The sequence below is a fragment of the Micromonospora sp. NPDC007230 genome, assembly GCF_042869115.1.
GTDB lineage: Bacteria > Actinomycetota > Actinomycetes > Mycobacteriales > Micromonosporaceae > Micromonospora.
On the sequence record NZ_JBIAFE010000027.1, the window covers coordinates 35,546 to 59,613 of the forward strand.

Annotated in this window: 24 protein-coding genes; 18 read left to right on the forward strand and 6 right to left on the reverse strand. The window is 73.3% G+C overall.

The annotated features are described in order from the left end of the window. Positions 1-107: 107 nt before the first annotated feature. Genes ccsA through ACFYML_RS29885 form a run of 4 tightly spaced genes read left to right on the forward strand, consistent with a single transcriptional unit; the run spans position 108 to position 3,745 of the window. Positions 108-866 (forward strand): cytochrome c biogenesis protein CcsA, encoded by a 759-nt coding sequence (ccsA, locus tag ACFYML_RS29870; RefSeq protein ID WP_387423795.1) that lies wholly within the window; start codon positions 108-110, stop codon positions 864-866. Then, positions 866-1,273: a cytochrome c maturation protein CcmE gene (locus tag ACFYML_RS29875; protein ID WP_387423796.1), complete on the forward strand. Its 408-nt coding sequence runs from the start codon at positions 866-868 to the stop codon at positions 1,271-1,273. Before ccsA ends, ACFYML_RS29875 begins: the two co-directional genes overlap by 1 nt. Further along, the gene (locus ACFYML_RS29880) at positions 1,263-3,185 is read left to right on the forward strand and encodes a heme lyase CcmF/NrfE family subunit (protein ID WP_387423797.1); all 1,923 of its coding nucleotides are present in this window, start codon (positions 1,263-1,265) and stop codon (positions 3,183-3,185) included. The genes ACFYML_RS29875 and ACFYML_RS29880 overlap by 11 nt, the downstream gene beginning before the upstream one ends. Then, positions 3,182-3,745, forward strand: a complete 564-nt coding sequence (locus ACFYML_RS29885; protein ID WP_387423798.1) for a TlpA family protein disulfide reductase — start codon at positions 3,182-3,184, stop codon at positions 3,743-3,745. The genes ACFYML_RS29880 and ACFYML_RS29885 overlap by 4 nt, the downstream gene beginning before the upstream one ends. A 119-nt stretch (positions 3,746-3,864) precedes the next feature. Here ACFYML_RS29885 and ACFYML_RS29890 read toward each other — a convergent pair whose 3' ends face one another. Next, positions 3,865-5,001: an RNA-guided endonuclease InsQ/TnpB family protein gene (locus ACFYML_RS29890; RefSeq protein WP_387423799.1), complete on the reverse strand. Its 1,137-nt coding sequence runs from the start codon at positions 4,999-5,001 to the stop codon at positions 3,865-3,867. A gap of 98 nt (positions 5,002-5,099) precedes the next feature. On the opposite strand from ACFYML_RS29890, the gene ACFYML_RS29895 reads away from it, so the two are divergent. Continuing rightward, on the forward strand, positions 5,100-6,029 hold the full coding sequence (locus ACFYML_RS29895) for a cytochrome c-type biogenesis protein CcmH (RefSeq protein ID WP_387423800.1): 930 nt from the start codon (positions 5,100-5,102) through the stop codon (positions 6,027-6,029). 36 nt (positions 6,030-6,065) lie between these two features. Here ACFYML_RS29895 and glpK read toward each other — a convergent pair whose 3' ends face one another. Then, complete coding sequence (gene glpK, locus ACFYML_RS29900) at positions 6,066-7,583, reverse strand: glycerol kinase GlpK (protein ID WP_387423801.1); 1,518 nt, start codon at positions 7,581-7,583, stop codon at positions 6,066-6,068. A 197-nt stretch (positions 7,584-7,780) separates the two neighbouring features. Here glpK and ACFYML_RS29905 point away from each other — a divergent pair, with 197 nt between their 5' ends. From ACFYML_RS29905 to ACFYML_RS29940, 8 genes are all read left to right on the forward strand, one after another. Next, the gene (locus ACFYML_RS29905) at positions 7,781-9,067 is read left to right on the forward strand and encodes an erythromycin esterase family protein (protein ID WP_387423802.1); all 1,287 of its coding nucleotides are present in this window, start codon (positions 7,781-7,783) and stop codon (positions 9,065-9,067) included. Positions 9,068-9,162: 95 nt separating this feature from the next. Continuing rightward, on the forward strand, positions 9,163-9,321 hold the full coding sequence (locus tag ACFYML_RS29910; RefSeq protein WP_357439108.1) for a hypothetical protein: 159 nt from the start codon (positions 9,163-9,165) through the stop codon (positions 9,319-9,321). A 90-nt stretch (positions 9,322-9,411) separates the two neighbouring features. Continuing rightward, entirely contained in the window at positions 9,412-10,302 is an 891-nt protein-coding gene (locus tag ACFYML_RS29915) for an alpha/beta fold hydrolase (protein WP_387423803.1), read from the forward strand. 138 nt (positions 10,303-10,440) lie between these two features. Next, a complete protein-coding gene (locus ACFYML_RS29920; protein WP_387423846.1) occupies positions 10,441-11,097 on the forward strand; it encodes a polysaccharide deacetylase family protein in 657 nt (218 codons plus the stop codon). 172 nt (positions 11,098-11,269) lie between these two features. Next, positions 11,270-11,851, forward strand: a complete 582-nt coding sequence (locus ACFYML_RS29925; RefSeq protein WP_387423804.1) for a hypothetical protein — start codon at positions 11,270-11,272, stop codon at positions 11,849-11,851. An 11-nt stretch (positions 11,852-11,862) separates the two neighbouring features. Then, positions 11,863-12,405 carry a hypothetical protein gene (locus tag ACFYML_RS29930; RefSeq protein WP_387423805.1) on the forward strand — a complete coding sequence of 181 codons (543 nt, stop codon included), beginning with the start codon at positions 11,863-11,865 and terminating at the stop codon, positions 12,403-12,405. An 8-nt stretch (positions 12,406-12,413) separates the two neighbouring features. Beyond that, positions 12,414-13,874, forward strand: a complete 1,461-nt coding sequence (locus ACFYML_RS29935) for a hypothetical protein (RefSeq protein ID WP_387423806.1) — start codon at positions 12,414-12,416, stop codon at positions 13,872-13,874. Between the two features lie 48 nt (positions 13,875-13,922). Next, entirely contained in the window at positions 13,923-16,682 is a 2,760-nt protein-coding gene (locus tag ACFYML_RS29940; RefSeq protein ID WP_387423807.1) for an AAA family ATPase, read from the forward strand. A 193-nt stretch (positions 16,683-16,875) separates the two neighbouring features. On the opposite strand, the gene ACFYML_RS29945 is transcribed toward ACFYML_RS29940, so the two are convergent. Both ACFYML_RS29945 and ACFYML_RS29950 read right to left on the reverse strand, forming a co-directional pair. Beyond that, entirely contained in the window at positions 16,876-17,361 is a 486-nt protein-coding gene (locus ACFYML_RS29945; RefSeq protein WP_387423808.1) for a hypothetical protein, read from the reverse strand. Positions 17,362-17,768: 407 nt separating this feature from the next. Further along, entirely contained in the window at positions 17,769-18,722 is a 954-nt protein-coding gene (locus ACFYML_RS29950; protein ID WP_387423809.1) for a LysR family transcriptional regulator, read from the reverse strand. Positions 18,723-18,802: 80 nt separating this feature from the next. Between ACFYML_RS29950 and ACFYML_RS29955 the strand changes: the two genes are divergently transcribed. From ACFYML_RS29955 to ACFYML_RS29965, 3 genes are read left to right on the forward strand one after another with little or no spacing between them, the layout of a single operon-like run. Next, a complete protein-coding gene (locus ACFYML_RS29955) occupies positions 18,803-19,654 on the forward strand; it encodes an NAD(P)-dependent oxidoreductase (protein ID WP_387423810.1) in 852 nt (283 codons plus the stop codon). Next, positions 19,651-20,058: a RidA family protein gene (locus ACFYML_RS29960; protein WP_387423811.1), complete on the forward strand. Its 408-nt coding sequence runs from the start codon at positions 19,651-19,653 to the stop codon at positions 20,056-20,058. The genes ACFYML_RS29955 and ACFYML_RS29960 overlap by 4 nt, the downstream gene beginning before the upstream one ends. Before the next feature lie 55 nt (positions 20,059-20,113). Then, a complete protein-coding gene (locus ACFYML_RS29965) occupies positions 20,114-20,548 on the forward strand; it encodes a TIGR03668 family PPOX class F420-dependent oxidoreductase (protein WP_387423812.1) in 435 nt (144 codons plus the stop codon). Between the two features lie 27 nt (positions 20,549-20,575). On the opposite strand, the gene ACFYML_RS29970 is transcribed toward ACFYML_RS29965, so the two are convergent. Both ACFYML_RS29970 and ACFYML_RS29975 read right to left on the reverse strand, forming a co-directional pair. Beyond that, on the reverse strand, positions 20,576-21,487 hold the full coding sequence (locus ACFYML_RS29970; protein ID WP_387423813.1) for a TIGR03619 family F420-dependent LLM class oxidoreductase: 912 nt from the start codon (positions 21,485-21,487) through the stop codon (positions 20,576-20,578). A 72-nt stretch (positions 21,488-21,559) separates the two neighbouring features. Next, on the reverse strand, positions 21,560-22,276 hold the full coding sequence (locus tag ACFYML_RS29975) for a hypothetical protein (protein WP_387423814.1): 717 nt from the start codon (positions 22,274-22,276) through the stop codon (positions 21,560-21,562). Here ACFYML_RS29975 and ACFYML_RS29980 point away from each other — a divergent pair. Both ACFYML_RS29980 and ACFYML_RS29985 read left to right on the forward strand, forming a co-directional pair. Further along, entirely contained in the window at positions 22,260-22,547 is a 288-nt protein-coding gene (locus ACFYML_RS29980; protein ID WP_387423815.1) for a hypothetical protein, read from the forward strand. The genes ACFYML_RS29975 and ACFYML_RS29980 overlap by 17 nt on opposite strands. Positions 22,548-22,621: 74 nt before the next feature. Then, positions 22,622-23,995: a hypothetical protein gene (locus ACFYML_RS29985; protein WP_387423816.1), complete on the forward strand. Its 1,374-nt coding sequence runs from the start codon at positions 22,622-22,624 to the stop codon at positions 23,993-23,995. The last annotated feature ends 73 nt before the right edge of the window (positions 23,996-24,068 follow it).

Consider the following 24,068-nt stretch of genomic DNA (forward strand, 5'->3'; position numbering starts at 1 on the left):
TCACGCCTTTTTATTCCGAACAGGGGGATATAGGGCTGTAAGCGACCTTATGGTGGGCTCCATCCCCACCTTCGGTCAAGCGCCCCCGGGACGCGGACAGGGAGATCATGCAAGCCTCCACGGTGGACCTCGTCGCGGACACGGCCAGAGCGGCCGCCGCGCGCCGGACGATGGCCTGGGTCGCCGGCGGGCTCGCCGCGGCGGCCACGGCGGCTGGCGCGTGGCTCGCGCCCCCCGACGAACTGCAGGGCGACGCGCAACGGCTGATGTACGTGCACGTCCCCGCCGCCTGGGTGGCGTACGCCGCGTTCGCGGTCGTGCTCGTGGCCAGCGGGGCGTACCTGATCGGCGGTGACCTGCGCTGGGACCGGTTCGCCCGGGCGGCGGCCGAGCTCGGCGTGGTGCTCACCGCCGCCGCCATCGCCACCGGATCCGTCTGGGGGCACCTGGTCTGGGGCACCTGGTGGGCCTGGGATCCCCGCCTGGTCAGCACGGCTCTGCTGCTGCTCGCCTACGCCGGCTACCTCGCCCTACGGCGGGCCCTGGCCGAGCGGACCGGGGGACGCGACGGCGGCGACCACCGGGTGGCGAAGCCCGCCGCCGTCGCCGGGGTGGCCGGGTTCCTCCTCGTGCCCGTGGTGCACTTCTCGGTCGTCTGGTGGCGCTCGCTGCACCAGCAGGCGACGATGCTGGCCCCGCACCGGCCGCCGATCGACGCCCGGATGGCCACCGCGCTGCTGCTCGCCGTGGCCGCCGCAACCCTCGCCGCGTGCTGCGTCCTGCTGCACCGCGTGGTCCGACTGGAGCGCCACCTGGCGCCCGAGCCCGCCCCCACCGCCGAACGAACCCCGGTGAGAGTCGGATGATGCGTCGCCGGACGGGCCGGGTCGCCCTCCTCGCGGTGCTGCTCGCCGCCGGCGGGCTGCTGGTCACCAGCGCGCTCCGCGACACCGTCACCTACTACCGGACCCCGGCAGAGCTGCTCGACGACCCGGACCTCGCCCGGCACCGGGTCCGCCTCGGCGGTGACGTGGTGCCCGGATCGCTGCGCCACGACGGCAACCTGGTGACGTTCCGGCTCGCGGCGGCAGGTCGCGAGATCGCCGTCGAGCAACGCGGCGCGCCGCCCGAGACGTTCCGGGAGGGAACCGGGGCGGTCGTCGAGGGCACGCTGTCGTCCGACGGTGTGTTCCGCTCGGACCACGTGGTGGTCCGGCACGGCAACGAGTACCGGCCGTCGTCCCCACCCGTGGCTCCGGTCGATGCTCGGTGACCTCGGCACCGCCAGCCTCGCCGTCGGGCTGGCCTGCGCGACCCTGACCGCCCTGCTCTGGCTGCGGGTGGCCCTGTTCGACGCGCCCGTACGCGCCGCCCGGCTCGGCAGCACCGCCACCCTGGCCGCCGCCGCCGTGGCCTGCGCCGTGCTGGAGACGGCGCTGCTCCGGCACGACTTCAGCGTGCGCTTCGTGGCCGAGAACGGCGGCCGGCACGTCCCGCTCTACTACACGCTGACCAGCCTGTGGTCCGCGCTGGACGGCTCGCTGCTGCTGTGGCTGCTGGTCCTCGGCGGGTACGCGGCGCTGCTGGCCCGGCGCGCGTACCCGCCCCGGCTGCACGCGTACGCGATGGTGGTCGTCAGCGTGGTCATGCTGTTCTTCTTCGCGCTGTCCAGCTTCGCCGCGAACCCGTTCCGCCCGGTGAGCCCGGTGCCGATCGACGGCCCCGGACCGAACCCACTGCTCCAGCAGCACCCGGCCATGGGCGTACACCCGCCGCTGCTCTACGCCGGTTATCTCGGTCTGGTCGTACCCTTCGCGTTCGCGCTCGCGGCGCCGCTGGCCGGGCGGGACGGACGCGCCTGGGTGCGGATGGCCCGCCCGTGGGCGCTGGTGGCCTGGGCCGCGCTCACCGGCGGCATCGGCCTCGGCGCCTGGTGGTCGTACGCGGTGCTGGGCTGGGGCGGTTACTGGGCATGGGACCCGGTGGAGAACGCCTCCCTGCTGCCCTGGCTGACCGCGACCGCGTTCCTGCACACCACGCTGGTACGCGGCCGGACCGCCTGGCACAGCGCGCTCGCCTGCGCGAGCTTCCTGCTGGTGCTGCTGGGCACCTTCCTCACCCGGTCCGGCGCGGTGGCCAGCGTGCACGCCTTCACCGACTCACCGCTGGGTCCGATGCTGCTCGGCTTCGTGCTGCTGGCGGTGGTGGTGTCGACCGTCCTGACCGGCCGGCGGGCCCCTGAACCGGCCCGCACCGGACCGCCGCGGGCGCTCTCCCGCCCCACCCTCGTGCTGGTCAACGGGGTGCTCCTGGTGACCATCGCCGCGGTGGTGCTGATCGGCACGATCCTGCCGCTGCTCTCCGCCCCGTTGGACGGGACGCGCGTGTCCGTGGGACCCGCCTACTACCAGCGCACCGCGGTGCCGCTGGCGGTGGTGGTGCTGCTGGTGCTGGGCGTGCCGCCCGCCCTACGTGACCGGTCAGCGGCGCTGCGGCGGCTCGCGGTGCCCGCCGGCGCCGGCCTCGGCACGGTGGCCCTGGTCGGACTGCTCAGCCGACCCGGCCCGGCCGCGCTCACCGCGTTCGGCGCGGCGGCGTTCGTCCTCACCGGACTGGCCGGGGAGTTGATCCACCGGCTGCGCCGGTCCGGCCCCCGCCCCGGCCGGCTCGCCGGGCTGGTCGCGCACGCCGGGCTCGCCCTGGTCGCACTGGGCGTCGCCGGGTCGTCGGCGTACGGGCGGGACGCCGAACGGACACTGCGGGTCGGCGAGACCCTGCGGGTGGGTGAAGTCGCGGTCCGCCTGGTCGGCGTGGACCGGACCGGCGGCAGCGGGAGCATGGCGGTGCGGGCCCGGCTGGCGCTCACGGCGTCGGGCCGCGCCGGCCCGACGATCACCCCGGCCCTGCGCTACCACCCGGCCCGGGACACCGCGGTGACCGTGCCGGCGATCGGCACCGGCCTGCTGCGCGACACGTACGTCACGCTGATCGCGGTCAGCGAGGACAGCGGCAGCGCCACCGTGCGGCTCGCGGTGAACCCGCTCGTCGGCCTGATCTGGGCCGGCGGGGCGCTGACCGCCACCGGCGGGCTGCTCGCCGCCGCCCGCTCCGCACGGCGGCCGGCCGCCCGCGCCGGCCGGGCGGTGCCCGCCCCGGTGGCCGCCGGTTCCGGAGCGGCACGGTGAGGCGCCCGGCGCTGCGCCGCCCCGGATGGCTGCGCGGCGGGCCGGCGGTGGTCCTCGTGCTCACCGCTGTCGTCGGCACTCTGGTCGTCCTCGGCCTGCGCGCCCCGGCCGCCCCGAACCCGGGCGAGGGGTTGGCGGTGGCGGGCACACCCGCCCCGGCGCTGTCCGGCCCCACCCTGGACGGTGGCCGCTTCGCGCTCTCCGACGTCCGGGGCCAGGTGGTGCTGGTCAACGTCTTCGCCTCCTGGTGCGGGCCGTGCCGGGACGAGCTGCCGCTGCTGGTCGACGTCGAGCGTGAGTGGTCGCCACGCGGCGTGCGGCTGGTCGGGCTGAACATCCGCGACGGCGCCGAGGCGGTCCGGGCGCTGCTCGACGAGACCGGCGCGAAAGGGCTGACCGTGGTGCCGGACCCGGACGGCACCCGGGCTGTCGAGTGGGGTGTGCGGGGCGTACCGGAGACCTTCGTGGTCGACCGGGACGGCCGGCTCGTCGACCGACGGCAGGGCGTGGTGACCCGGCAGTGGCTGGAGCAGCGGATCGCACCGCTGCTGGCCGGTTGACATCTTCCCGGCCCTGAAGGGCCGGGATTCTCGCGGTCGCCCGTGAGGTTTCCTGTTTCATCGCCGACTGCCTTGCCGGGAGGTTTCCCTTGAGGTCTTACATCAGCTCCGCAGGCGTTTTACCTCTCCGCCAGCCCGGCGGCGAGGATGTTCTTCGCAGCGTTGGTGTCCCGGTCGTGCTCGGCTCCGCAACCCGGGCATGTCCAGGTGCGCACGTTGAGGGCGAGGGTGGTGTTGATCTGCCCGCACGCCGAGCAGGTCTTGCTCGACGGGTACCACCGGTCGACGGGGATCACCTCACGCCCGTACCAGGCGGCCTTGTACTCCAGCATGCTCCGGAACTGACTCCAACTCGCGTCGGAGATGACGCGGGCCAGGCGGCGGTTGCGGAGCATGTTGCGCACGCTGAGGTCTTCGATCACGACCGTTTGGGTCTCACGGACGAGTCGAGTGGTCAGCTTGTGCAGATGGTCCCGCCGCCGATCGGCGATACGAGCATGGATACGGGCCACCGTGAGCCGGGCCTTGGCCCGGTTCGCGGAGCCGTCCTGTTTGCGGGCCAGGTTCCGCTGGGCCTTGGCCAGCTTGCGCCGGTCGGCCTGCCCGTAACGCGGGTTGGCCACCTTGCCCTGCTCGTCGCTCACCCCCGGCATCGGGTGGGACAGGGTGAGCAGGCTGGTGATGCCCGCGTCCACACCGACCTCGGCCGCGAGGTGCGGCAGTGGCTTCACCGTCGGGTCCTCAACCAGGATGGACACGAACCAGCGACCGGCAGCGTCCCGAGACACGGTGACCGTCGACGGTTCCACCCCCTCGGGCAGGGGCCGCGACCACACGATGTTCAGCGGCGCGTTCATCTTGGCCAGAGTGAGCCGGCCGTCACGCCACCGGAACGCGGAGCGGGTGTACTCCGCCGACGCCCGCGACTTGCGCTTGGACTTGAACCTCGGGTACCGGGCCCGCTTGTCCCAGAACGCCACGAACCCGGCCTGCAGATGCCGCAGCGTCTGCTGCAACGGCACCGACGACACCTCGTTCAGGAACGCCAACTCCTCGGTGCGCTTCCACTCCGTCAACCAGGCCGAGGATTGCACGTACGTGGTGCGCCGGCAATCCACCGCCCACGCCCGAGTACGGGCCTCCAACGCCCGGTTGTAGACCAGACGCACGCACCCGAACGTCCGGTTCAACTGCTCAGCCTGGTCAGGGGACGGATAAAGGCGATACTTGTACGCCCGCTTCACCACATCACCCACGCCTTACTTTTTACCGTCCACCTAAGACAATCAGCCGATTGGAGGCAGCGATGTTTCCTTTCGGCCCTAAATGGCCGGGTTCCCACGCCGCAAATCGGATGAGGCGGCGGCGCACCCCCGGGCGGGCCTGGCGCCGACACGCCCTGGTGGCCCTCATGCTCGGCGCGCTGGCCGCCGCGGCCGCTCTGGCGCTGGTCCGCTCCGCGGGCGAACACGGCCGGCAGGATCCGGTCCGCGCGGTCGCTGCCGGGCTGCGCTGCCCGGCCTGTCAGGGCGAGTCGGTGGCGGACTCCCGGTCACCGATCGCCGTGGCGATGCGACAGGTGGTGGCGGACCAACTCGCCCAGGGGCGGGACCGGGACGAGATCCGGCGCTGGTTCGTCCAGCGGTACGGCGCGGACGTGCTGACCGACCCGCCGGCCCGCGGCGTCCGACTGCTGCTGTGGGGCGTACCCGCGCTGGCCCTGCTCGCCGCCGGCTACGCGGCGGTGCGGACGCTGCGCCCCCGCACCGGCCGGGCCCGTCCGGCCGCGCCGTCGAGGCCGGACGCCCGGGGCGCGCGACGGGCCTGGCGGGTGGCGTCGGTGGGGGTGGTGGCGCTGGTGGCGTCCGTCGCGGTCGCCGCCGACCGGCTCGACCCGCCCGCGCGGCCGGCACCCGCCGACCCGGTCGCGGTCGCCCTCCAACTCGCCCACGACCTGGAGACGCAGAACCGGTACGACGCCGCGGCGCGGATGTACCAGGAGGCGCTGCGCGAGCGGCCCGACGACGGCGTCCGGCTGCGGCTCGCGTTCGCGCTGCTGCGGGCCGGTGACAGCACTGGCGCCCAACGCACCGCTCGGGAGGTCCTGGCCCGCGAGCCGGACTCCCCCGACGGCCTGCTGGTGCTGGGGCTGGCGCAGCGGACCGCTCAGGCCGCCGAGGCGGCGACGACGCTGCGGCGTTTCCTGGCCGTCGCGCCGGCCCACCCGGCCGCCGCGGAGATCAAGCGGCTTCTCGCCGCGCAGCCGGCACCTGGCGGACCCTGACGGCGGCCCCTCCCGTGGAGGGTGAAAGCACGGCGGTCAGTCCACCTCGACCCAGTCGAGGGTGCGCTGGACGGCCTTCTTCCATCGGGCGTAGCCGTTCTCCCGCTGCTCCGGCGACCAGGCCGGCTGCCAGCGCCTGCTCTCGTTCCAGTTCGCCCGCAGCTCGTCGGTGTTCTTCCAGAATCCGACGGCGAGGCCGGCGGCGTACGCGGCGCCGAGCGCGGTGGTCTCGGCGACCACCGGCCGGCTGACCGGCACGCCGAGGATGTCGGCCTGCAACTGCATGCACAGGTCGTTGACGGTGACCCCGCCGTCGACCTTGAGGCATTCCAGGTGCACCCCGGAGTCCTGTGCCATGGCCTCGGCGACGTCCCGGCTCTGGTAGCAGATGGACTCGAGGGTGGCCCGGGCGATGTGGGCGTCGGTGTTGTAGCGGGACAGGCCAACGATGGCGCCGCGGGCGTCGGAGCGCCAGTACGGTGCGAACAGCCCGGAGAAGGCGGGCACGAAGTACACGCCGCCGCTGTCCGCCACCTGGCTGGCCAGGATCTCACTCTGCGCCGCACTGCTGATGATCTTGAGTTGGTCGCGCAGCCACTGCACGGCGGAGCCGGTGACCGCGATGGAGCCTTCCAGCGCGTAAACCGGTGCCTCGTCGCCGAACTGGTAGCACACGGTGGTGAGCAGCCCGGCCTTCGACCGCACGATCTCCCGGCCGGTGTTGAGCAGCATGAAGTTGCCGGTGCCGTAGGTGTTCTTCGCCTCGCCCGGGGCGAAGCAGACCTGCCCGACGGTGGCGGCCTGCTGGTCGCCGAGGTCGCCGGTGAGCGGGACCGGGCCGGTGAACGGTCCGTGCGGCCCGGTGCTGCCGTACGAGCGCGGGTCCGACGACGGCCGGATCTCCGGCAGCATGGCGCGGGGAATGTCGAAGAAGGACAGCAGCTCGTCATCCCAGTCCAGCGTCTCCAGGTTCATCAGCATCGTGCGGCTGGCGTTGGTGGCATCGGTGACGTGCACGCCGCCCTCGACCCCGCCGGTGAGGTTCCACAGCAGCCAGGCGTCGGTGTTGCCGAAGACGGCCTCGCCCCGCTCGGCGGCCGCACGGACCCCGTCCACGTTCTCGAGGATCCACTGGATCTTCCCGCCGGAGAAGTACGTCGCCGGCGGCAGCCCCGCCTTGCGCCGGATGACGTCGCCCTTCCCCTCGCGTTCCAGCGCCGCGGCGATGCGGTCGGTGCGGGTGTCCTGCCAGACGATGGCGTTGTAGTAGGGCCGGCCGGTACGGCGGTTCCACACCACGGTGGTCTCGCGCTGGTTGGTGATGCCGAGCGCGGCCAGGTCGGCGGCGGTCAGGCCGTGGGCGTTCATCGCGGTCCGGATCACCGTCTGGGTCCGCTCCCAGATCTCCAGCGGGTTGTGCTCGACCCAGCCGGCCCGGGGCAGGATCTGCTGGTGTTCGAGCTGGTGGCGGCCCACCTCGTTGCCACCGTGGCCGAAGATCATGAAGCGGGTGCTGGTGGTGCCCTGGTCTACCGCACCGACGAAGTCAGCCATGCGGGTCGCTCCCTGTCGTGGTCGTCGCGGGGTCGCGGGCCGGCGGAGGTCAATGGCGACACTAGTCACTTCGGCGGGAAGGTCACCGCCTGCTCCTTCCGTCCTGTTGGGTCCACCTGCGCCGCAGCCGTCCGACGCGCCGTGATTCGGGGCGGGGAGCCTCGCATGGCTGCTACCGCAACGGGTACCGCCCGCCCATGGGACGCTACGACGACGAGGTCGTCGGCCTGGCGGCGCCGCTGGCCGACCCCGGAGACCTGGACGCACTGCTGGACCGGGTGGGCGACGCCCGCGTGGTGATGCTGGGCGAGGCGAGCCACGGCACGCACGACTTCTACACCTGGCGTGCGTGGATCACCCGCCGGCTGATCGAGGAGAAGGGCTTCTCGTTCGTCGCCGTCGAGGGCGACTGGCCCGACTGCGACCGGGTGGACCGCAGTGTCCGCTGCGGGCCCGACGCACCCGCCGACCCCCGGGACGCGCTGGCCACCTTCGAGCGCTGGCCGACGTGGATGTGGGCCAACGAGGAGATCGTCGACTTCACCCGCTGGCTGCGCACCCGCAACGAGCGGGTGGACGAGCCCGACCGCGCCGGATTCCACGGCCTGGACGTGTACTCGTTGTGGGAGTCGCTGCGCGAGATCCTCGTCTACCTGCGCGAGCACGACCCGGAGCAGGTGCCGGCGGCGCTGGCGGCGTACGGCTGCTTCCAGCCGTACGAGGAGGACGCGCAGCAGTACGCGCTGGCCACCCGCCTGGTGCCGACGAACTGCGAGAACGAGGTCGTCGACCTGCTCGTCGGGCTGCGCGAGCGGGCCGCCGCCGACGGCGCGGGCCGCTTTGGGGCCTGGCAGAACGCGGAGGTCGTGGCTGGGGCGGAGCGCTACTACCGGACCATGGCGCGCGGTGGCCGCGAGTCGTGGAACGTCCGCGACCGGCACATGGACGACACCCTCGACCGCCTCCTGCGGCACTACGGGCCGGCGGCGAAGGGGGTCGTCTGGGCGCACAACACCCACGTGGGGGACGCCCGCGCGACCGACATGACCGACGCGGGCGAGGTCAACATCGGCCAGCTCGCCCGCGAACGGTACGGGGCCGACCAGGTCGTGCTGGTCGGTTTCGGCACCCACCACGGCACCGTGGTCGCGGGCGATGGCTGGGGTGCGCCGATGGAGGTGATGCCGGTGCCGCCGGGCCGCCGGCACTCGCTGGAGGAGGTCCTGCACGGCGCCGCGCCCGGGCAGGCCCTGTTCGTGTTCCCCGGCGACGAGCCGCTGGACCTGCTCACCGACGAACTCGACCACCGGGCGATCGGCGTCGTCTACCACCCGGAACGGGAGAGCTTCGGCAACTACGTCCCCACCGTGCTCGGCAACCGGTACGACGCGTTCTGCTGGATCGACGAGTCCCAGGCGGTCCGGCCGCTGCGCCTGCGGCCCACCGCTCTCGCCGAGCCCGAGACGTACCCCTCGGGCGTCTGATCCCGCGCGGCCGACCGTTTGAGCCCAGGGGCTGCGGGAACGCAGATCTCTCCAACCGGAGTCGCTTCAGGCTCTTGAGCACACGGGAGGCTGACATGGCCGATCGCGAGAAGCTTCACGACCTGCGCCAGCAGGCCCACAACGCCGGCATCGAGGGCAACTCCAAGATGACCGAGGGCCAGCTGCGGCAGGCGCTCAACAAGGTCAACAAGGGCGCCAATCCGCAGGAAGCCAAGCGGCAGGCCAAGGGCTGACAGCAGCTCGTTCGCGGCGGTGCCGGGCAACGGCGCCCGGCACCGCCGTCGGGCGGCGCACCGCTCCTGCCGCCCGGCGCGGAGGTCCCGATGTACGACGGTTTTGAGGCATTCGACCTCGCCACCAGCGGTACGACGATCCACGGACGTCGCGGCGGCCAGGGGGAGCCTGTCCTGCTCCTGCACGGCATTCCCGAGACCCACCTGATGTGGCGGCACGTGGCGCCGGCGCTCGCCGAGCGGTTCACCGTGGTCGCCACCGATCTGCGCGGGTACGGCGCGAGCGGCAAACCGCCGACCGGCCCGGATCACGCGCCGTACAGCATGCGGGAGATCGCCCGCGACCAGGTCGAGGTCATGGCGCAGTTGGGGTACGACCGGTTCAGCGTGGTCGGCCATGACCGGGGCGCGCGGTGCGCGTACCGGATGGCGTTGGACCATCCGCGGACGGTCACCCGGCTCGCGGTGCTCGACGTCATCCCGACCGCGGACACGTACCGCAACGTGGACCGGGAGTTCACCCGCGGCTTCTGGATCTGGTCCTTTCTGTCCGCCCCGGAACCGGTCCCCGAACGGCTGATCGCCCAGGCCCCCGACGTCATCGTCAACCACATGCTCGACGCGTGGTCCGACCGGCCGGAGGCCTTCCCGGCCGACATCCGCGCCGCCTACGTCGACGCGTTCCGGCATCCCGACACCGTCCACGCCGTCTGCGAGGAGTACCGGGCGTCGATCACCCTCGACGTCGCGCACGACGAGGCCGACCGCGGCCGGCGGCGGATCAACTGCCCGGTCCTCGCGCTGTGGAGCGGCACCGGGTTCCTCGCCGGCCGGTACGAGCCGCTGAAGGTTTGGCGGCAGTGGGCGGACGAGGTGCACGGCGGCCCGATGCCGGCGGGGCATTTCCTCGCCGAGGAAGCGCCCGCGGAGACCGCAGGCCGCCTCCTCGATTTCCTCTCCAGCACTCCGGTGGCGGCTTAGCATCGCGGAGTGTCACCGGATCGCCGCGGCGCTCTGCGCGCCGCCGCCACCGCGGCCGCCGGACTTGTCGGGCTGGCTGGCTGTAACCCGGCGCGCCGACCGTCGGTCGCCCGGTCGGCCACGTCGGGGACCGGCACCATGTCGCCGCCCGCCTCCCCGCCCCCGTCGGCCGCAGGGGCCTCCGCTCCTCCCGCCCTACCCGGGGAGATAAGCAGCGGACCACGGGACCGGCCCAACGTGGCGCTGACCTTCCATGGCCAGGGGGAGCCCGCCCTCGCCCGCCAGTTGCTGGCCGAACTGGAGCGGGCCGACGCCCGGGTCACCGTCTTCGCGGTCGGTACGTGGTTGGCCGACCAGCCCGCGATGGCGCGGCGAGTCCTCGACGGCGGCCATGAGCTGGGCAACCATACCGAGAACCATGCCGACATCAGCCGGCTGACCCCGGGCGAGGCGTTCGCTGAGATCAACCGGTGCGCCCAGCGGATCAAGCAGCTCACCGGCTCGATCGGCGTCTGGTTCCGCCCGTCGCAGACCCAGCACGCCAACGCCATGGTCCGCGCCCAGGCCAGCCGGGTGGGCTATCCGACGTGCGTGTCGTACGACGTCGACTCGCTCGACCACACCGACCCGGGTGCACCGCTGGTGGTACGGACCACGATGAGCCAGGTCCGGCCGGGTTCGATCGTCAGCCTGCACTTCGGCCACCGGGACACGCTGGCCGCCATCGGGCCGATCCTCGACGGGCTGCGCCAGCGGGGTCTGCACGCCGTGTCGATGAGGAAGCTGCTGACCTGATACTCGTCGTCGGGTGGCCTCGTCGGCCTCCTGGGGCGACGGCGGTGGCCGCCGGCCGCACCGGGATCATGCGCCGGCCCTGGGCGCCGGCGCCCGACGCGCAGCGCCGATTCGTGACGGCGTAGGGAATCACCCGATTACCCGACGTCCGCCGCGCCATAGCGTCGTCCGCATGGCCCGTCACCTGTTCGCGTCGCTCCGCCCCGCGTGGCGTCCCGCCGCACCACGTTCCCGAGCCCGTGCCGCGCGAGGACGGCGGCTGCTGCCGTTGCTCCTGCTTGCCCTGCTCGTGCCCACCGCCTGCGACAACTCGACCGGTTCATCCGCGTCGGACGGCGCCGACGCCGGCGCGGGGTTGGACGCGGGCTCGGACGACCTCGGCAAGCTCAGTGGCTCGGTGCCGACGTGCCCGTTCACCGCCGACCGGGTGTCCGAACTGCTCGGCAAACCGATGAAGGACCAGGGCAACTGCGCGTTCGGCGACGGCAACGGCGTCGCCAGCCTCACCATCACCATGGCGTCCGAGTTCGCCGGTGCGACGACCTACGACTACCAGCACGAGCAGGCCGGCAAGCAGTACGACAAGGTGGTGGACCTCGGTGACCGGTCGTACCTCGCCGCCAAGGACATCGCGGGAGAGGCCGTCGTGGTCAGCCCCAAGGGCAGCTACACCATGATCATGAGCAGCTTCAGCATGGACATCGCGACCTATGAGCAGAAGCTGCGTCAACTGCTCGACGCGCTGCCGAAGTGAGGGGGAACCAGATGCGTGGCAGGCACCTCGCGGCGCTCGGTGTGGCCGTGGTCGCGCTCGTGCTGTCCACCGCTTGTGGCGGCTCGGACGACAAGCCCGCCGCGGGCGGCAAGCCGGCCCCGACGGCCGCGGCGGAGCCGGCAACCGGGGAGACCAGCCCGGCGGCCGAGGAGAGCAGCCCGGCCTCCGCGCTGCCCGACGCCTGCACCCTGGTGTCCAAGGCGGACGCGGAGAAGCTGGCCGGCACGCCGGTGGACGACGCGGTGGCGGTCCGGGAGAGCTGCACCTACACCGCACCGGTCACCGGCCCGACCGCACAGGTCGAGGTGTACGTCGGTGACGGCGCGAAGAAGTACCTCGACATCGAGCGCGACCTCGGCCACGAGGTGCGGCCGCTGTCCGGGGTGGCGGACGAGGCCCACCTCACGCTGGAGGCGTTCTTCATCAGGAAGGCCGACGTGTGGGTGGCGGTCCGGCTGGTACGACTCAACGACCCGGAGGAGAACCGCAAGCCGCTGGAGGGCCTCGCCCGCGTCGTCGCCGGGCGGATGTGAGGTGGCCGATGCGACCCCGTCGAGGGCGGATCCTGCTCGCCGCCACCGTCGCGGTCCTGATCGCGCTGACCGGCTGTGACAGTCTCCGGCCGGCGGTGCGAACCGACGCGACGATGGGCGACGCGGACCTGCGCTACGGGGCCGCGCCGGCGCCCGCTTCCGGGGTCACGCTGCAACCTGACGTCGTCCTGGTGGGCGGGGGCGGCCGCTCGGTGCGTTCGGTCACCGCCGACGGGCTCACCTGGCGCATCGACGCGGCCGCGAGGAACGCCCGGCAGCTCGAACCCGGCAAGGTCATGTTCATCACCGGCCGCGGCGTCGGCCGGGTGCTGGACATCGCCGAGGACGGCGGTGACCTGCTGGTGACCATCGGGCCGGTGGACATCACCGAGATCATCCGGGACGGCACCTTCGAGAAACAGGGGGTCACCCTCGACGATCCGGTCACCTACCCCGCCGGCGAGCCGTCGTGGGCCGAGGACCAGCCGACGCCGCCGAGCACCTTCGGCCGGAGCCGCCCGATGCGGCGGCCGCCGCTGCTCGGGTCGTCCGACCCGCCGGTGCAACCACCCCCGCAGCGAGGCGGCCAGGTCGGCACGAGAACCCACGGCTACCAGGTGTACTCCAGCTGCTGTTCCGACGGCGTGGGCGCCCATTTCGCCTACGACGACGGAGGGGTCCGGCTCGTCGGCACAGTCACGCTCACCTTCAAGCGACCGGACGCCGCCTTCCACCTCGCCATCGGCGCCGGGAAGGTGACGCGGGCGGAGCTGGAGATCAGCGGTGGGTTCGGGATCAAGGTCGACTTCGAGGGCGGCATCCGGGACGGGCAGAACCACAAGAAGGTGTTCCCGATCCCGGTCGACATCTCCTTCCCCATCGGCCAGGTGATCGGGATCCCGCTCTCGTTCACGGTCAGCCAGACCCTCGAGGTCGCCACCGCGTTCGGTGCCAAGGCGGGCACGGTGAAGGGCTCGGGTGAATACTCCCTGGCCGGCAAGCTCGGCTTCGGCTACGTCAACGGCAGCGTCGGGCCGCGGGTCACCGAGCAGTTCCAGCGCCGCAAGAGCCTGCTCAACTCGCTCACCGGGATACCGGTCGGGGTCATGGGCCTGGTCATCCGCCACGGCGTCCGGTTCACCGTCGGCCTCAGCGCCTTCCTGTTCACCGCCGGCGTCTACTTCGAGCTGACCACGTCGTACGGCTCGACGCTCGGCTCCGCCCTCGGTGCGCCGTACGCGCAGTGCCGGGGGGTGGGCATCGGAGTGAAGGCGGTCTTCGGTGTCGGATACCGGATCCTCGAACCCGTGGTCAGGGTGATCAACAAGATCCTCAGCCTGTTGACACCGAGTAGGGCGCCGACGATCCCACCCGTCGCCGCGGCGAGCGGACCGCGCTGGAGCGCCGACGTCTACCGCAACGAGGAGGTCATCCCGAACGTGGCGGTGTGCGGACACGCGCCGAAGTGAGCGACCACATCGCTCGGCGGGATGGCACGGCTGTGCCATCATCCCGCCATGGACGCCTCCCTCGTCGGCCGTGACGCGACCCTCGAGCAGACCTGGCGAGCGCTGGTGGGCGGGGCGTCGGCGCTCCTGGAAGGCCCCAGTGGCATCGGCAAGACCGCGCTGTGGCGGGCCGTCGTCGCCCGGGCCGAGCGGTCCGGCTGGGTCCTGCTGGCCAGCGCCCCGACCGAGGCCGAGGCCGTGTTGCCGTACGCGGCCCTGGCCGACGTGCTGCGGCCGCTGGCCGGCCGGGTGGCGGCCCTGCCCCCGCCACAGCGGATCGCCGCCGAGGTGGTGCTGCTGTCCGCCGACCACGACGAGGCGATCGACGAGCGGGCGGTGGGGGCGGCCACCCGTTCGTTGTTCGAGGCCGCGACGGGTGGCGAGGTGCCGGTGCTGCTCGCCATCGACGACGCGCCCTGGCTCGATCCGCCGAGCGAGCGGGCCTTGCGGTTCGCGCTGCGCCGCCTTGCCCGCTGGCCGGCCACCCTGCTCACCCGCCGTACCGAGGAGGCCGGGTCGCCCGCCCTCCCGCTCGGGCTCGACGACCGGGCCGGCGACCGCCGGCTCACCCGGATCGCCGTGCCGCCGCTGGGCCCGGCGGCGCTGCACCGCATCGTCCAGGCGCGGCTCGGGGGCACGCTCAGCCGTCCGATGCTCGCCCGGATCACCCGGGACGCCGGGGGCAACCCGTTGCTGGCCATCGAGCTGGCCCGGGCGGTGCTGCGGTTGCCCCGGCCACCGCGGCCGGGCGAGGACCTGCCGGTGCCGTCGTCGATGCGTCAACTGCTCGCGGACGCCCTGCGGGCACTGCCCCGGCCCAGCCGTGACGCGGTGCGCCTGGCCGCGCTGCTGAGCGTGCCCACCCTGCCGGACCTGCACGCGGCCGGCGTGCCGGTGGACGCGTTCGACGCGGCGGAGGAGGCTGGCCTGTTGAGCGTGACGCCGAGGCGGATCAGCTTCGCCCACCCCCTGTACGCCGCCGCGGTGCGCGAGAGCATCCCGTCCGGCGTCCGGCGCCGGCTCAACGGTGTGCTGGCCGAGGCGGTGTCCGACCCGGACGAGCGGGCGCGGCAGCTCGCCCGGTGCACGGTGGTGCCGGACGAGGCGCTCGCCGCCGAACTGGCCGCCGCGGCCGCACGCCAACGCTCCCGGGGCGCTCCCGCCGTCGCCGCCGAGTGGTACGACCGCGCCGCCGACCTCACGCCCCCGACGGCCGCGGCGGACCGGGACCGGCGGCGCCTGGACGCGGTGCAGTGCCGCATCGACAGCGGCGACTACGCGGCGGCGGGTGCGGCGGCGGACGCCGCCGCCGGACAGCTGGCCGGCGCGGCGCACGCGGAGGCGCTGCTGCTGCGCGCCATGGTCGCCTGGTGCGTCGACGACCTCACCGGCGCGGTGTCCCTCGCCCGCCGTGCGTTGGCCGCCGCCGAGGGGCATCGCGACCTGGCCGGGCGCATCCACACGCACCTGACCCTGTTCCAGGACGCCCCGGAGCCCGCCCGCCGGCACGCCGAGGCCGCCATCGCGCACCTGTCCGACCGGGACGAGCACCGTCCGCTGCTCACCGCCGCGCTGTTGCTGCTGTTCTTCCACGAGGTACGCGCCGGGCGTCCGGCCCGGACCGAACTGCTCGACCGGGCGCTGGTCCTGGAGGCTGGTGAACCGTCCTGGCTCGCCGGGTCGATTCCGGCGATCTGGTGGAAGGCCACAGACGATCATGAGCAGGCCCGGGCCCGGCTGCACCACATGCTGGGTCGGGCCGTGGCGCGCGGCGACGAACCGTGGCAGCACGAGATGCTCACCCACCTGGGCGAGGCCGAGCTGCTGGCCGGCCGGTTCGACGCGGCCGGGGAGCACATTGCCGCGGCCCGCGAGCTGGGCGAGCAGCTCGGCACCGGGCTGGTCGGCGAGACCTGGCTGGCCGGCATGCTGGACGCCTACCGGGGCCGGCTCGCCGAGGCCGGCGCGGTGGCCGAGGGCGGGCTGCGCCGGGCCGACGAGTTCGACGACGCCTGGTGCCGACGGATCCACCTGCAGCTGGCCGGGTTCGTGGCACTCTCCGCCGGCCGGATGGCCGAGGCCGCCGCCGCGTACGGGGCACTCGTCGCCGAGTTGGACGGCTCGGGGATCGCCGAGCCGCTCGCGCAGCGCTTCGAGCCGGACTGGATCGAGGCGTGCGTCGGTGCCGGTGACCTGGAGACCGCACGCGCCGCGCTGGTCCGCCTCGCCGAGCGGCACGCCCGGCTGGGCCGCCCGTGGACCACCCTCGGCCTTGCCCGCAGCCGGGTGCTGGTGGACAGCGCGACCGGAGCCGACCCGGCCGAGGCCCTGGCCGCGCTCGTCGCAGCGCGGGCGAACGTGCCGGTGGACGTGCTGCCGCTGGACCGGGCCCGCTGCCTGCTGGTCGCCGGCCGGGCACACCGCCGGGCCCGCCGCCGCCGGGAGGCCCGCGAGGCCCTCGACGCGGCGGCTGCCGAGTTCACCGCCCTGGGCGCCGTCGCCTTCGCCGAGCGGGCCCAGCTGGAGCTGGCCAGGATCGGCCGGCGTACGCCGGCGCCGACCGTGCTGACCGCCACGGAGGAACGGGTGGCCCGGCTCGCGGCCCAGGGCCGCACCAACCGGGCCATCGCCGACTCGCTGTTCATCAGCCCGAAGACCGTCGAGGCCAACCTCGCCCGGGTGTACCGGAAGCTCTGCATCTCCAGCCGCGCCGAACTCGGTGCGGCCATGGGCAGGCCGGCGCCACCGCCGGAGTCCATCTCCAGCTGAGGGGAGCGGCCGCGGGGGCCGACACCCGCCGGAACTATGTCCGGTTTTCGCCGTTTCTGGCGCGTTTGTCGGATAAGCTCGCAGGCATGATCGAGGTGGCGCCGTCAACGGCCGGCGCGGGACGGAGCGGGATGCCGGGTGGACCGGCGGGCACGCGCGAGATCGACCGCGGGTCGTGGCGCGCGCCGCGCCCTCACCGTCCGGTCCGATGCTGCGGCACCAGCCCGGAGAGTGGCCGCGCCGCCCGTCCGTCCGTACCGTGCAACGCCACGTCGACAAAGGCGCCCACACCGACCTGCGCGGCGTCCGACAGGCAGGCGACCACCAGCAGCCGGTGCATGACGTGCCGGGGCTCATCCGGCACGGCTGGATCCAGCGGGTGGTGGCGACCGGGCAGGAGTACGGCCAGCAGTTGCCTGTCCACCTCCGGGAACCAGGTGCCGACGCGGTCGATCTGCAGCGCCACCAGCGGCCACAGGTCACCCGCATCCGGGGCGAACTCCTCGGCCAGCAGGTCGGCGGTGCCCGTGAGGGTCCGGCGCACCCAGGTTCCGGGCAGCCGGGCCAGCCGGTCGGCCGCCGCGGCGAAGGCCTCGCGATCCATCCGGTTGGCCGCGTGGACGCCAGCCACGACGGCGTTCCACAGCTCCTGCTCCGCCGGGGTTGGCGGCTTCCACATCACCCTCTCCTCTCAGATACCGGGCCGGCAGGGCGAGGTGAGGGAGATTCTCGGTGCCGTGTCGCTGTCGCCACCGCCTCCACCCCTTGCAGAGGTGGCCGGCACGGGCCCGTAGGAGGGCGAGACCCGTGCCGGCCGCGGTGATCACCCAAAATCACCGTCTGTCGCCGCTGCGGGCCGGAGGGGTTCCGGCCCGCAGCGGCGGTGGTCGTACCGCGCCGGACGGCACACCTGCCGCCGCGGAACCGCCCGGCTGGCACCGCCCCGTGCCGGTGCCGCCGATCGGCTCTGCCCGCGTGCCTGCACCGGGCTTCCGGGGCAGGTTCCGCTGGGTCGAGTATATGACACTTGAAGAAGTTACGGGCATTTTGCGAAACTAAGCCGGAAGGTTACCGTTCTGCCCGAGTTTATCCCTCTGCGGATTGGTGATCATCGGGTTGACCCGCCGGCATCCGGCCGCCGGCCAACCCCAGCCCGGCCGCCGCTGTGTCGAGGTGGTCGAGGAACCGGCGCACCGCCGGCGGACGACTACGCCCGGCGACGGTGGCGGCGAACACCCGCCGGACGGAGGCGTCGTCGGGATGCAGCCGGAGCAGTGCCAGGTCGGGCGGGGCGGCCCGGACCGCCAGGGCAGGGATCAGCGCGACGCCCAGTCCGGCCGCGACGCAGCCCAGCTTGCCGGTCCAGTCGGCGGCAACGATGTCGATCCGCGGCCGGAAGTCGGCCGGCAGGGCGGCGCGGAGCAGCGTCTTCTCGGCGTCCGCCGAACCGGCGATGAACGCGTCGTCGGCGAGCTCGCGCAGCCGCACGGTGCGCCGGTGGGCGAGCCGGTGCGTGCGGGGCACCGCCACCAGCAGCACCTCGTCGACCAGATGGTGCAGGTCGAACCGCTCGTCGTCGAGGGGCTGATCGGCGGGGGCGCTCAGCACGGCCACGTCGGCGTCGCCGGCGAGCAGGCCCGCCAACAGGCCCGGCGTCAGCCCCTCGACCAGGGAGAGCGCGACCCCCGGATGGGCGGACCGAAACGACGCCAGGGCACGCGGCACGAGCGCGGCGACGGCCGTGGGGAACGCCCCGACCCGCAGCCGGCCGGCGGTCAGGTCGCGCAGCGCGGCGAGGTCGCGGCGGGCGGCGGCAAGCCGGTCGAGCACCGCCTCGGCGTGACCGAGCAGGCAGCGGCCCTGCTCGGTCAGGGCGACTCCGCGCGGCAGCCGGTCGAACAGGGTGGCTCCGGTCTCGGCTTCCAGGGCGGCGATCTGCCGGGACACCGCCGACTGGGTGTAACGCAGAGTCCGGGCCGCAGCCGTGATGGACCCGTGCTCGACGACGGTACGGAAGACCTCAAGCGCGTGGGGCTGCATTTCGCCATGCTCTCTCAGCATGGCTGGCATGTTCAACATTCGCTGGTGGCATGGCCGGCCGCCGCCTAACGTTCCGGATCATGGAAGCCATCGCACTGCTGGGCGCGGGCACGATGGGCAGCGCGCTCGGTCGCCGACTGCTCGCCACCGGGCACCGGCTCACCGTCTGGAACCGCACCCTCGGCCGGACGCGGCCACTGGTCGAGGCCGGCGCGCGGGCCGCCGCCAACCCGGCCGAGGCCGTCCGGGACGCCGACGTGGTGATCACCATGCTCACGGACGCGACCGCCGTGCGGGAGTCGCTGTTCGGCGCCGACGCGGCGGCCCGCGCCCTACGTCCCGGGACCCACCTCGTGGAGATGTCCACGATCGGCCCGTACGCCCTTCGTGAGCTGGCCGGACAACTGCCGCCCGGCGTACGTCTCGTGGACGCGCCGGTCGCCGGCAGCGCCGCAGCCGCGGAGGCCGGCCGGCTCGTGGTCCTGGCCGGCGGCGCCGAGGCGGCCGTCGACCGCGTCGCTCCGGTGCTGGCGGCCCTCGGCACGGTCCGCCGGTGCGGAGGTCCCGGCCGCGGCGCGGCCCTGAAGCTGGTGCTCAACACCGCCCTGGTCACCGCGGTCGCGTCGGTGGCCGACGCCCTGGCCGTCGCCGACGCCGTCGGCGTGGACCGCCGTACGGCGTGCGAAGCGCTCGCCGGCGGACCGCTCGGCGGCGCGGTCGCCCGGGCGACCACCACCGAGGCCGCGTTCGCCGTCGCGCTGGCCGCCAAGGACGCCCGGCTCGCCCTCGACGCGCTCGGCGACGTGCCGGCGCCGGTCCTGCGGGCCGCCGCATCGGTGCTGGCGGCCGCGCCCCGGCCGGACGCCGACCTCGCCACCCTCATCGACGTCCACCCCGTGGCCGTCACCAACCCCGACAAGGAGCAACCGTGACCGTGATCCTGGACAACCCCGCGACCGTGCCCGCGCCGTACGGCGACCGCTTCGCCCACGTCGCCCGATTCGACCTGCCGGGCGGTGCACTGCTCGTGCTCTCCGGTCAGGTCGGCGTGGACGACGCCGGCGCCGTGGTGGCGCCCGGCGACGTACGCGCCCAGAGCGAACGGATCTTCGAGCTGATCGGCGGCCTGCTCGCCGCGCACGGCGCCACGTTCGCCGACGTCATGCATGTCCGCACGTTCCTGACCGACCTCGGCGACCTGGCCGGCTACGGGGCGGTCCGCAGCCGGTACTTCGCGGGCGCCAAGCCGGCCAGCACCACGGTGGAGGTGAGCCGCTTGTTCCTGGACGGCGCGGTGCTGGAGGTCGAGGTGACCGCCGCAGTGACCAGGAGCTGACCGGGTCATGGCTGATGGGCCCCTCCCCCGGGCCGAGCCCGGCTATGGTCGGGCTGTGCCCGCCCACGACCTGCGGCAGCGGGTCGCCTCGGCCCGGGTCGCCCGGCTGGCCACCGTCGGTGCCGACGGCCGCCCGCACCTGGTGCCGGTGTGCTTCGTCCTGCTCGGCGACGCGGTCTACCACGCGGTGGACCGCAAACCCAAGCGCCACCGCCGGCTGCGGCGCTTGGACAACATCCAGGCGACAGGGAGGGCCTGCCTGCTCGTCGACGAGTACGCCGAGGACTGGTCGACGCTGTGGTGGGTGCGCCTGGACGGGCACGGCCGGGTGGTGGTGGACCCGGCGGAGGAGGACGCCGCCCGCGCGGCGTTGTGCGACAAGTACCCGCAGTACGTGGCCCGACCGCCGGACGGGCCGGTGGTCGCGATCACGGTGACCCGGTGGTCGGCGTGGTCGGCCGCCGAGGGAACAGCGGACCCGGCGGCGTGAACCGAGCCGGGACGCCTCCGGGCCGGGTCACCGACCGGGGGCGAGGGCGTCGAGCACCTCGTCGGCGCGGCGCAACGACGCGTACGGGTCCGCCCGCGGTGAGCCGACCTCCGGGTCGAAGTTGAGGTCGACGAACAGTTCGGTGATGCCGGCCGCAGCGAGTGCACCCAAGTCCGACCGGATCTGGTCGAGCGTGCCGGTGAGCGGCTCACGGTCGGGCGGACTGGCCGCGCGTACCCGAACGGCACCTCGGCAGACGAAGCGCAGCGCCTCCGGGTCCCGGCCCGCGCCGATCGCGGCGGCCTTCACCGTCGCGACCGCCTCGCCGATGCCCTTCAGGTCGGCCTGGCTGCCACTGACCCAGCCGTCGGCGAGCCGCCCAGCCCGGTCCAGCGCGGCGGGCGCGTGCCCGCCGAGCAGGATCGGCGGGTGCGGTCGCTGCACCGGCTTCGGCTGCATCCGCGTCGGCGGGACCTGGTAGAACGCGCCGTCGTGCGCCGCGACCTCGTCCCGCCAGAGGGTACGGAGCACGGTGAGGAACTCCTCGGCCCGCCGGCCCCGTTGATGCCGGCTCGCGCCGGTGGCCTGATATTCCTCGTCCGCCCAGCCGAGACCGAGTCCGACGTCGAGTCGCCCCCCGGCGAGGATGTCGAGGGTCGCGGCCTGCTTGGCCAGCACCACCGGCGACAGGAACGGCATGTTGAGCACCGCCACGCCGAGCCGGATCCGACCGGTGTGCGCGGCGAGGAACGCCAGCGTGGTCAGCGGATCCTGGACGCTGTGATAGGTCTCGCTCCAGGCGAGATCGGCGGGTACCAGCAGGCGCTGGAACGTCCAGAGCGAGTGGTAACCGAGCTGTTCGGCCCGGCGGGCGACGTGGATCAGGTGCTCCGGCGTGGCCCACGACCCGGACACGGGCACGGCGAATCCAATCTCCACTCCGGCACCGTACCCAGATCCGCCGCGGTGCGGCTTGACAACGGTCCGGACGACGACCAGCGGGCCGGCGACCTAACTCTCGGCGTAGACGAGGTCCATGGTGTCGGTGCGCCCGGACCAGCGGAGTTCGAGGTGCCAGCAGCCGGCCCGCGGCACGTCGATGATCGACGGGCCGGGACCGCCGGTGACCTCGTGGGTCACCCGGGTGTCGGTGCCGTCCAGCGTCGCCGTGATCACCAGGGTTTCCGGCGATGTCGGGTCGGACGGCGTCGGGGCGGGCCGGGCGACCCAGAGGATCTTGTTGTTGTGCCCGTCAGCCGGTTGCTGCGACAGCGGGTGACCGAAGAGCACCCCGAGAATCTCGCCCTTCGCGCCGAAGACATGCGGCGATCCCGAACCGCCGCCGCTGAACCCCTCGTCCGCCCAGTCGGGCAGAGGCCCCATCTCGATCGGCGAGGTGCAACCGGCGGCCGCGCGCGGCGAGACCGTGCCGGCCGGCGCGGCCGAGCGACCCGTGGTGGTACACCCCGCCAGCAGGAGCACCGATCCCAGCACCACCCTGCTCCATGAGCCCATCGCACACCCCCGGACGATCCCGCCTGCCGATGACCGAACCCTCAACCACTTCAAGGACACCGGCCGGCCCACTCGGGTTCCGGCGAACGGCGCCGGGTTCTCCGCAAGCCGTTGGCTGCCGCCAAGGGATCTGCCACCATGAACCATGGCTTCCCGATGGCGATGCGGGGCCGATCTGCTGGCAAGCGCCGCGGCCGTGATCGGGGTGCTCATGCTCGGCCTCTACCTGGGAGTGATGCGACAGCAGGGCGACCAGCCCCTCGCCTGGGTGGTCACCGCGCTGGCGGCGGCCGCGGTCCTCGCCGGCTACGGGGCGTTCCACGCAGCGCCCCTGCGGGGCTGGGCGCTGGCGACGTCGGGGGTGCTGCTGGCGGCGTTGGGGCTGCTCGCCATCCTGTCGATCGGTCTGCCCATTCTCATCGCGGGCGGGCTGGCCCTGGTCGCCGCCGTCCGGAGCGTTCGGCGTCGCTCTCCCGCCCGCTGATTCCCTGTCGGGGATCGGCTGGCAAGGCTTCGCCTGCCTCGACCGCGTGGATGGGCTGGGCGCGTCCACACTTCGTGCTCTACCGCCAGTGCCGTCTGATCTCGGTCATGGCGACTTCCCGCCACTGTCGAACCCTGTCGCTTCGTCGAGCCGGAGCCGATGCTGGCTGGACCGGAACCGTCCGCGATGCGGACGGTGGTTGGACGACAACCCACGGAGCGTACATGAGAAAGAGCGCCCTTTGGCTGGTCACCGCAGTCTCCAGTATGGCCCTCATCGTGGGGCCCGGACTGCCGGCCGCCGCAGCGGACCCAGCCCTCGCGACGACCGCGTCGCAGACCTACACCTACGACCTCGCCACCGCCACCACAAGCGACCCGGTGGCCCAGGCGAAGATCGACAAGATCGCCGCGCAGCTACCTGCGGACTGGCGTGCCCGGCTCGCAGCCGTGCGGGCCGGGTCCGGCATCGAGCCCTCCGGCTTGCAGAACGCCATCGCCGCAGCCATCGACCCCGACGACTACGTGTGTAGCGACACCGCGTTCAGCACCTGGGTGGACGAAATCGTCGGCGGCATCGATTTCGGCACCCTGTTCGTCCTGCTCATCTTCGGGGTCCTCGACTACCCGACCTACGACGCGGTGCTGTACGGCTCGTCGGCGAACCAGGCCGACTACGGCCTGCCCGCGCAGTACCAGAACTCGATGTCGGTGGCCTTCCGCGCCGCGAAGAAGTTCTGGGACGTGCCGCTCGACGATGTCGACTTCCTCGCAATGCAGAACGACATGCTGCAGGATCCGGAGCGGGTCGCCCGAATGGTCACGCTCTTCTGGGGCCTGAGCCCTGAGGACGCCCTCAGCATCGCCGAGCAGCTCATCGGGATCATCGACTCCGCTCCGGGCCTCGCCGGCGGAGACAGCCCGCTCTTCACCCTCAACGCGTTCGCGTTCAGCGCCGTGGACGAGACCGAGCCGCCCTTCGCCAACCTGCCCGACAAGATGGTCTTCGGCGAGGGCATGTTCACTGCGCTTGAGGTGTTGGGCATCAGCGACGCCGGCCCGCGTGCGGTGCTCGGTCACGAGATGGCCCACCACGTCCAGTACGAAGCCGGCCTTTTCGACAGCCCGCTCACCGGTCCGGAGGCCACGCGTCGCACCGAGCTGATGGCCGACGCCTTCGGCACCTACTTCGTCACCCACGCGCGCGGTCTGGCCCTGAACACCCGCCGGGTCCTGGAGGCGGAGCGGGCCTTCTACGAGGTCGGGGACTGCTCGTTCACCTCGGGCGGCCACCATGGCACGCCGAACCAGCGGCTCAGGGCCTCAACCTGGGGTGCGGACCTCGCCAGTGCCGCGCAGAAGCAGGGTCACATCCTGCCTACGCTCACCATCGATCTGAAGTTCGAGGAGCAGTTGCCGGTGTTCGTCGCACCGGACGCGAACGAGTGAGACTGCGCTCCTGAGCAGGCGGGCCGTCCGCTACGGGCGGCCCGCCGTGCCCTGCGCCGCCGATGCTGTTCGG

Excerpts from the sequence above, each read along its gene's own strand:
- ccsA (WP_387423795.1), top strand. The coding sequence starts at position 108 with ATGCAAGCCTCCACGGTGGACCTCGTCGCGGACACGGCCAGAGCGGCC.
- ACFYML_RS29875 (WP_387423796.1), top strand. The coding sequence starts at position 866 with ATGCGTCGCCGGACGGGCCGGGTCGCCCTCCTCGCGGTGCTGCTCGCC.
- ACFYML_RS29880 (WP_387423797.1), top strand. The coding sequence starts at position 1,263 with ATGCTCGGTGACCTCGGCACCGCCAGCCTCGCCGTCGGGCTGGCCTGC.
- ACFYML_RS29895 (WP_387423800.1), top strand. The coding sequence starts at position 5,100 with ATGAGGCGGCGGCGCACCCCCGGGCGGGCCTGGCGCCGACACGCCCTG.
- glpK (WP_387423801.1), bottom strand. The coding sequence starts at position 7,583 with ATGGCTGACTTCGTCGGTGCGGTAGACCAGGGCACCACCAGCACCCGC.
- ACFYML_RS29905 (WP_387423802.1), top strand. The coding sequence starts at position 7,781 with ATGGGACGCTACGACGACGAGGTCGTCGGCCTGGCGGCGCCGCTGGCC.
- ACFYML_RS29910 (WP_357439108.1), top strand. The coding sequence starts at position 9,163 with ATGGCCGATCGCGAGAAGCTTCACGACCTGCGCCAGCAGGCCCACAAC.
- ACFYML_RS29915 (WP_387423803.1), top strand. The coding sequence starts at position 9,412 with ATGTACGACGGTTTTGAGGCATTCGACCTCGCCACCAGCGGTACGACG.
- ACFYML_RS29920 (WP_387423846.1), top strand. The coding sequence starts at position 10,441 with ATGTCGCCGCCCGCCTCCCCGCCCCCGTCGGCCGCAGGGGCCTCCGCT.
- ACFYML_RS29925 (WP_387423804.1), top strand. The coding sequence starts at position 11,270 with ATGGCCCGTCACCTGTTCGCGTCGCTCCGCCCCGCGTGGCGTCCCGCC.
- ACFYML_RS29930 (WP_387423805.1), top strand. The coding sequence starts at position 11,863 with ATGCGTGGCAGGCACCTCGCGGCGCTCGGTGTGGCCGTGGTCGCGCTC.
- ACFYML_RS29935 (WP_387423806.1), top strand. The coding sequence starts at position 12,414 with ATGCGACCCCGTCGAGGGCGGATCCTGCTCGCCGCCACCGTCGCGGTC.
- ACFYML_RS29940 (WP_387423807.1), top strand. The coding sequence starts at position 13,923 with ATGGACGCCTCCCTCGTCGGCCGTGACGCGACCCTCGAGCAGACCTGG.
- ACFYML_RS29945 (WP_387423808.1), bottom strand. The coding sequence starts at position 17,361 with ATGTGGAAGCCGCCAACCCCGGCGGAGCAGGAGCTGTGGAACGCCGTC.
- ACFYML_RS29950 (WP_387423809.1), bottom strand. The coding sequence starts at position 18,722 with ATGCAGCCCCACGCGCTTGAGGTCTTCCGTACCGTCGTCGAGCACGGG.
- ACFYML_RS29955 (WP_387423810.1), top strand. The coding sequence starts at position 18,803 with ATGGAAGCCATCGCACTGCTGGGCGCGGGCACGATGGGCAGCGCGCTC.
- ACFYML_RS29975 (WP_387423814.1), bottom strand. The coding sequence starts at position 22,276 with ATGAGCACCCCGATCACGGCCGCGGCGCTTGCCAGCAGATCGGCCCCG.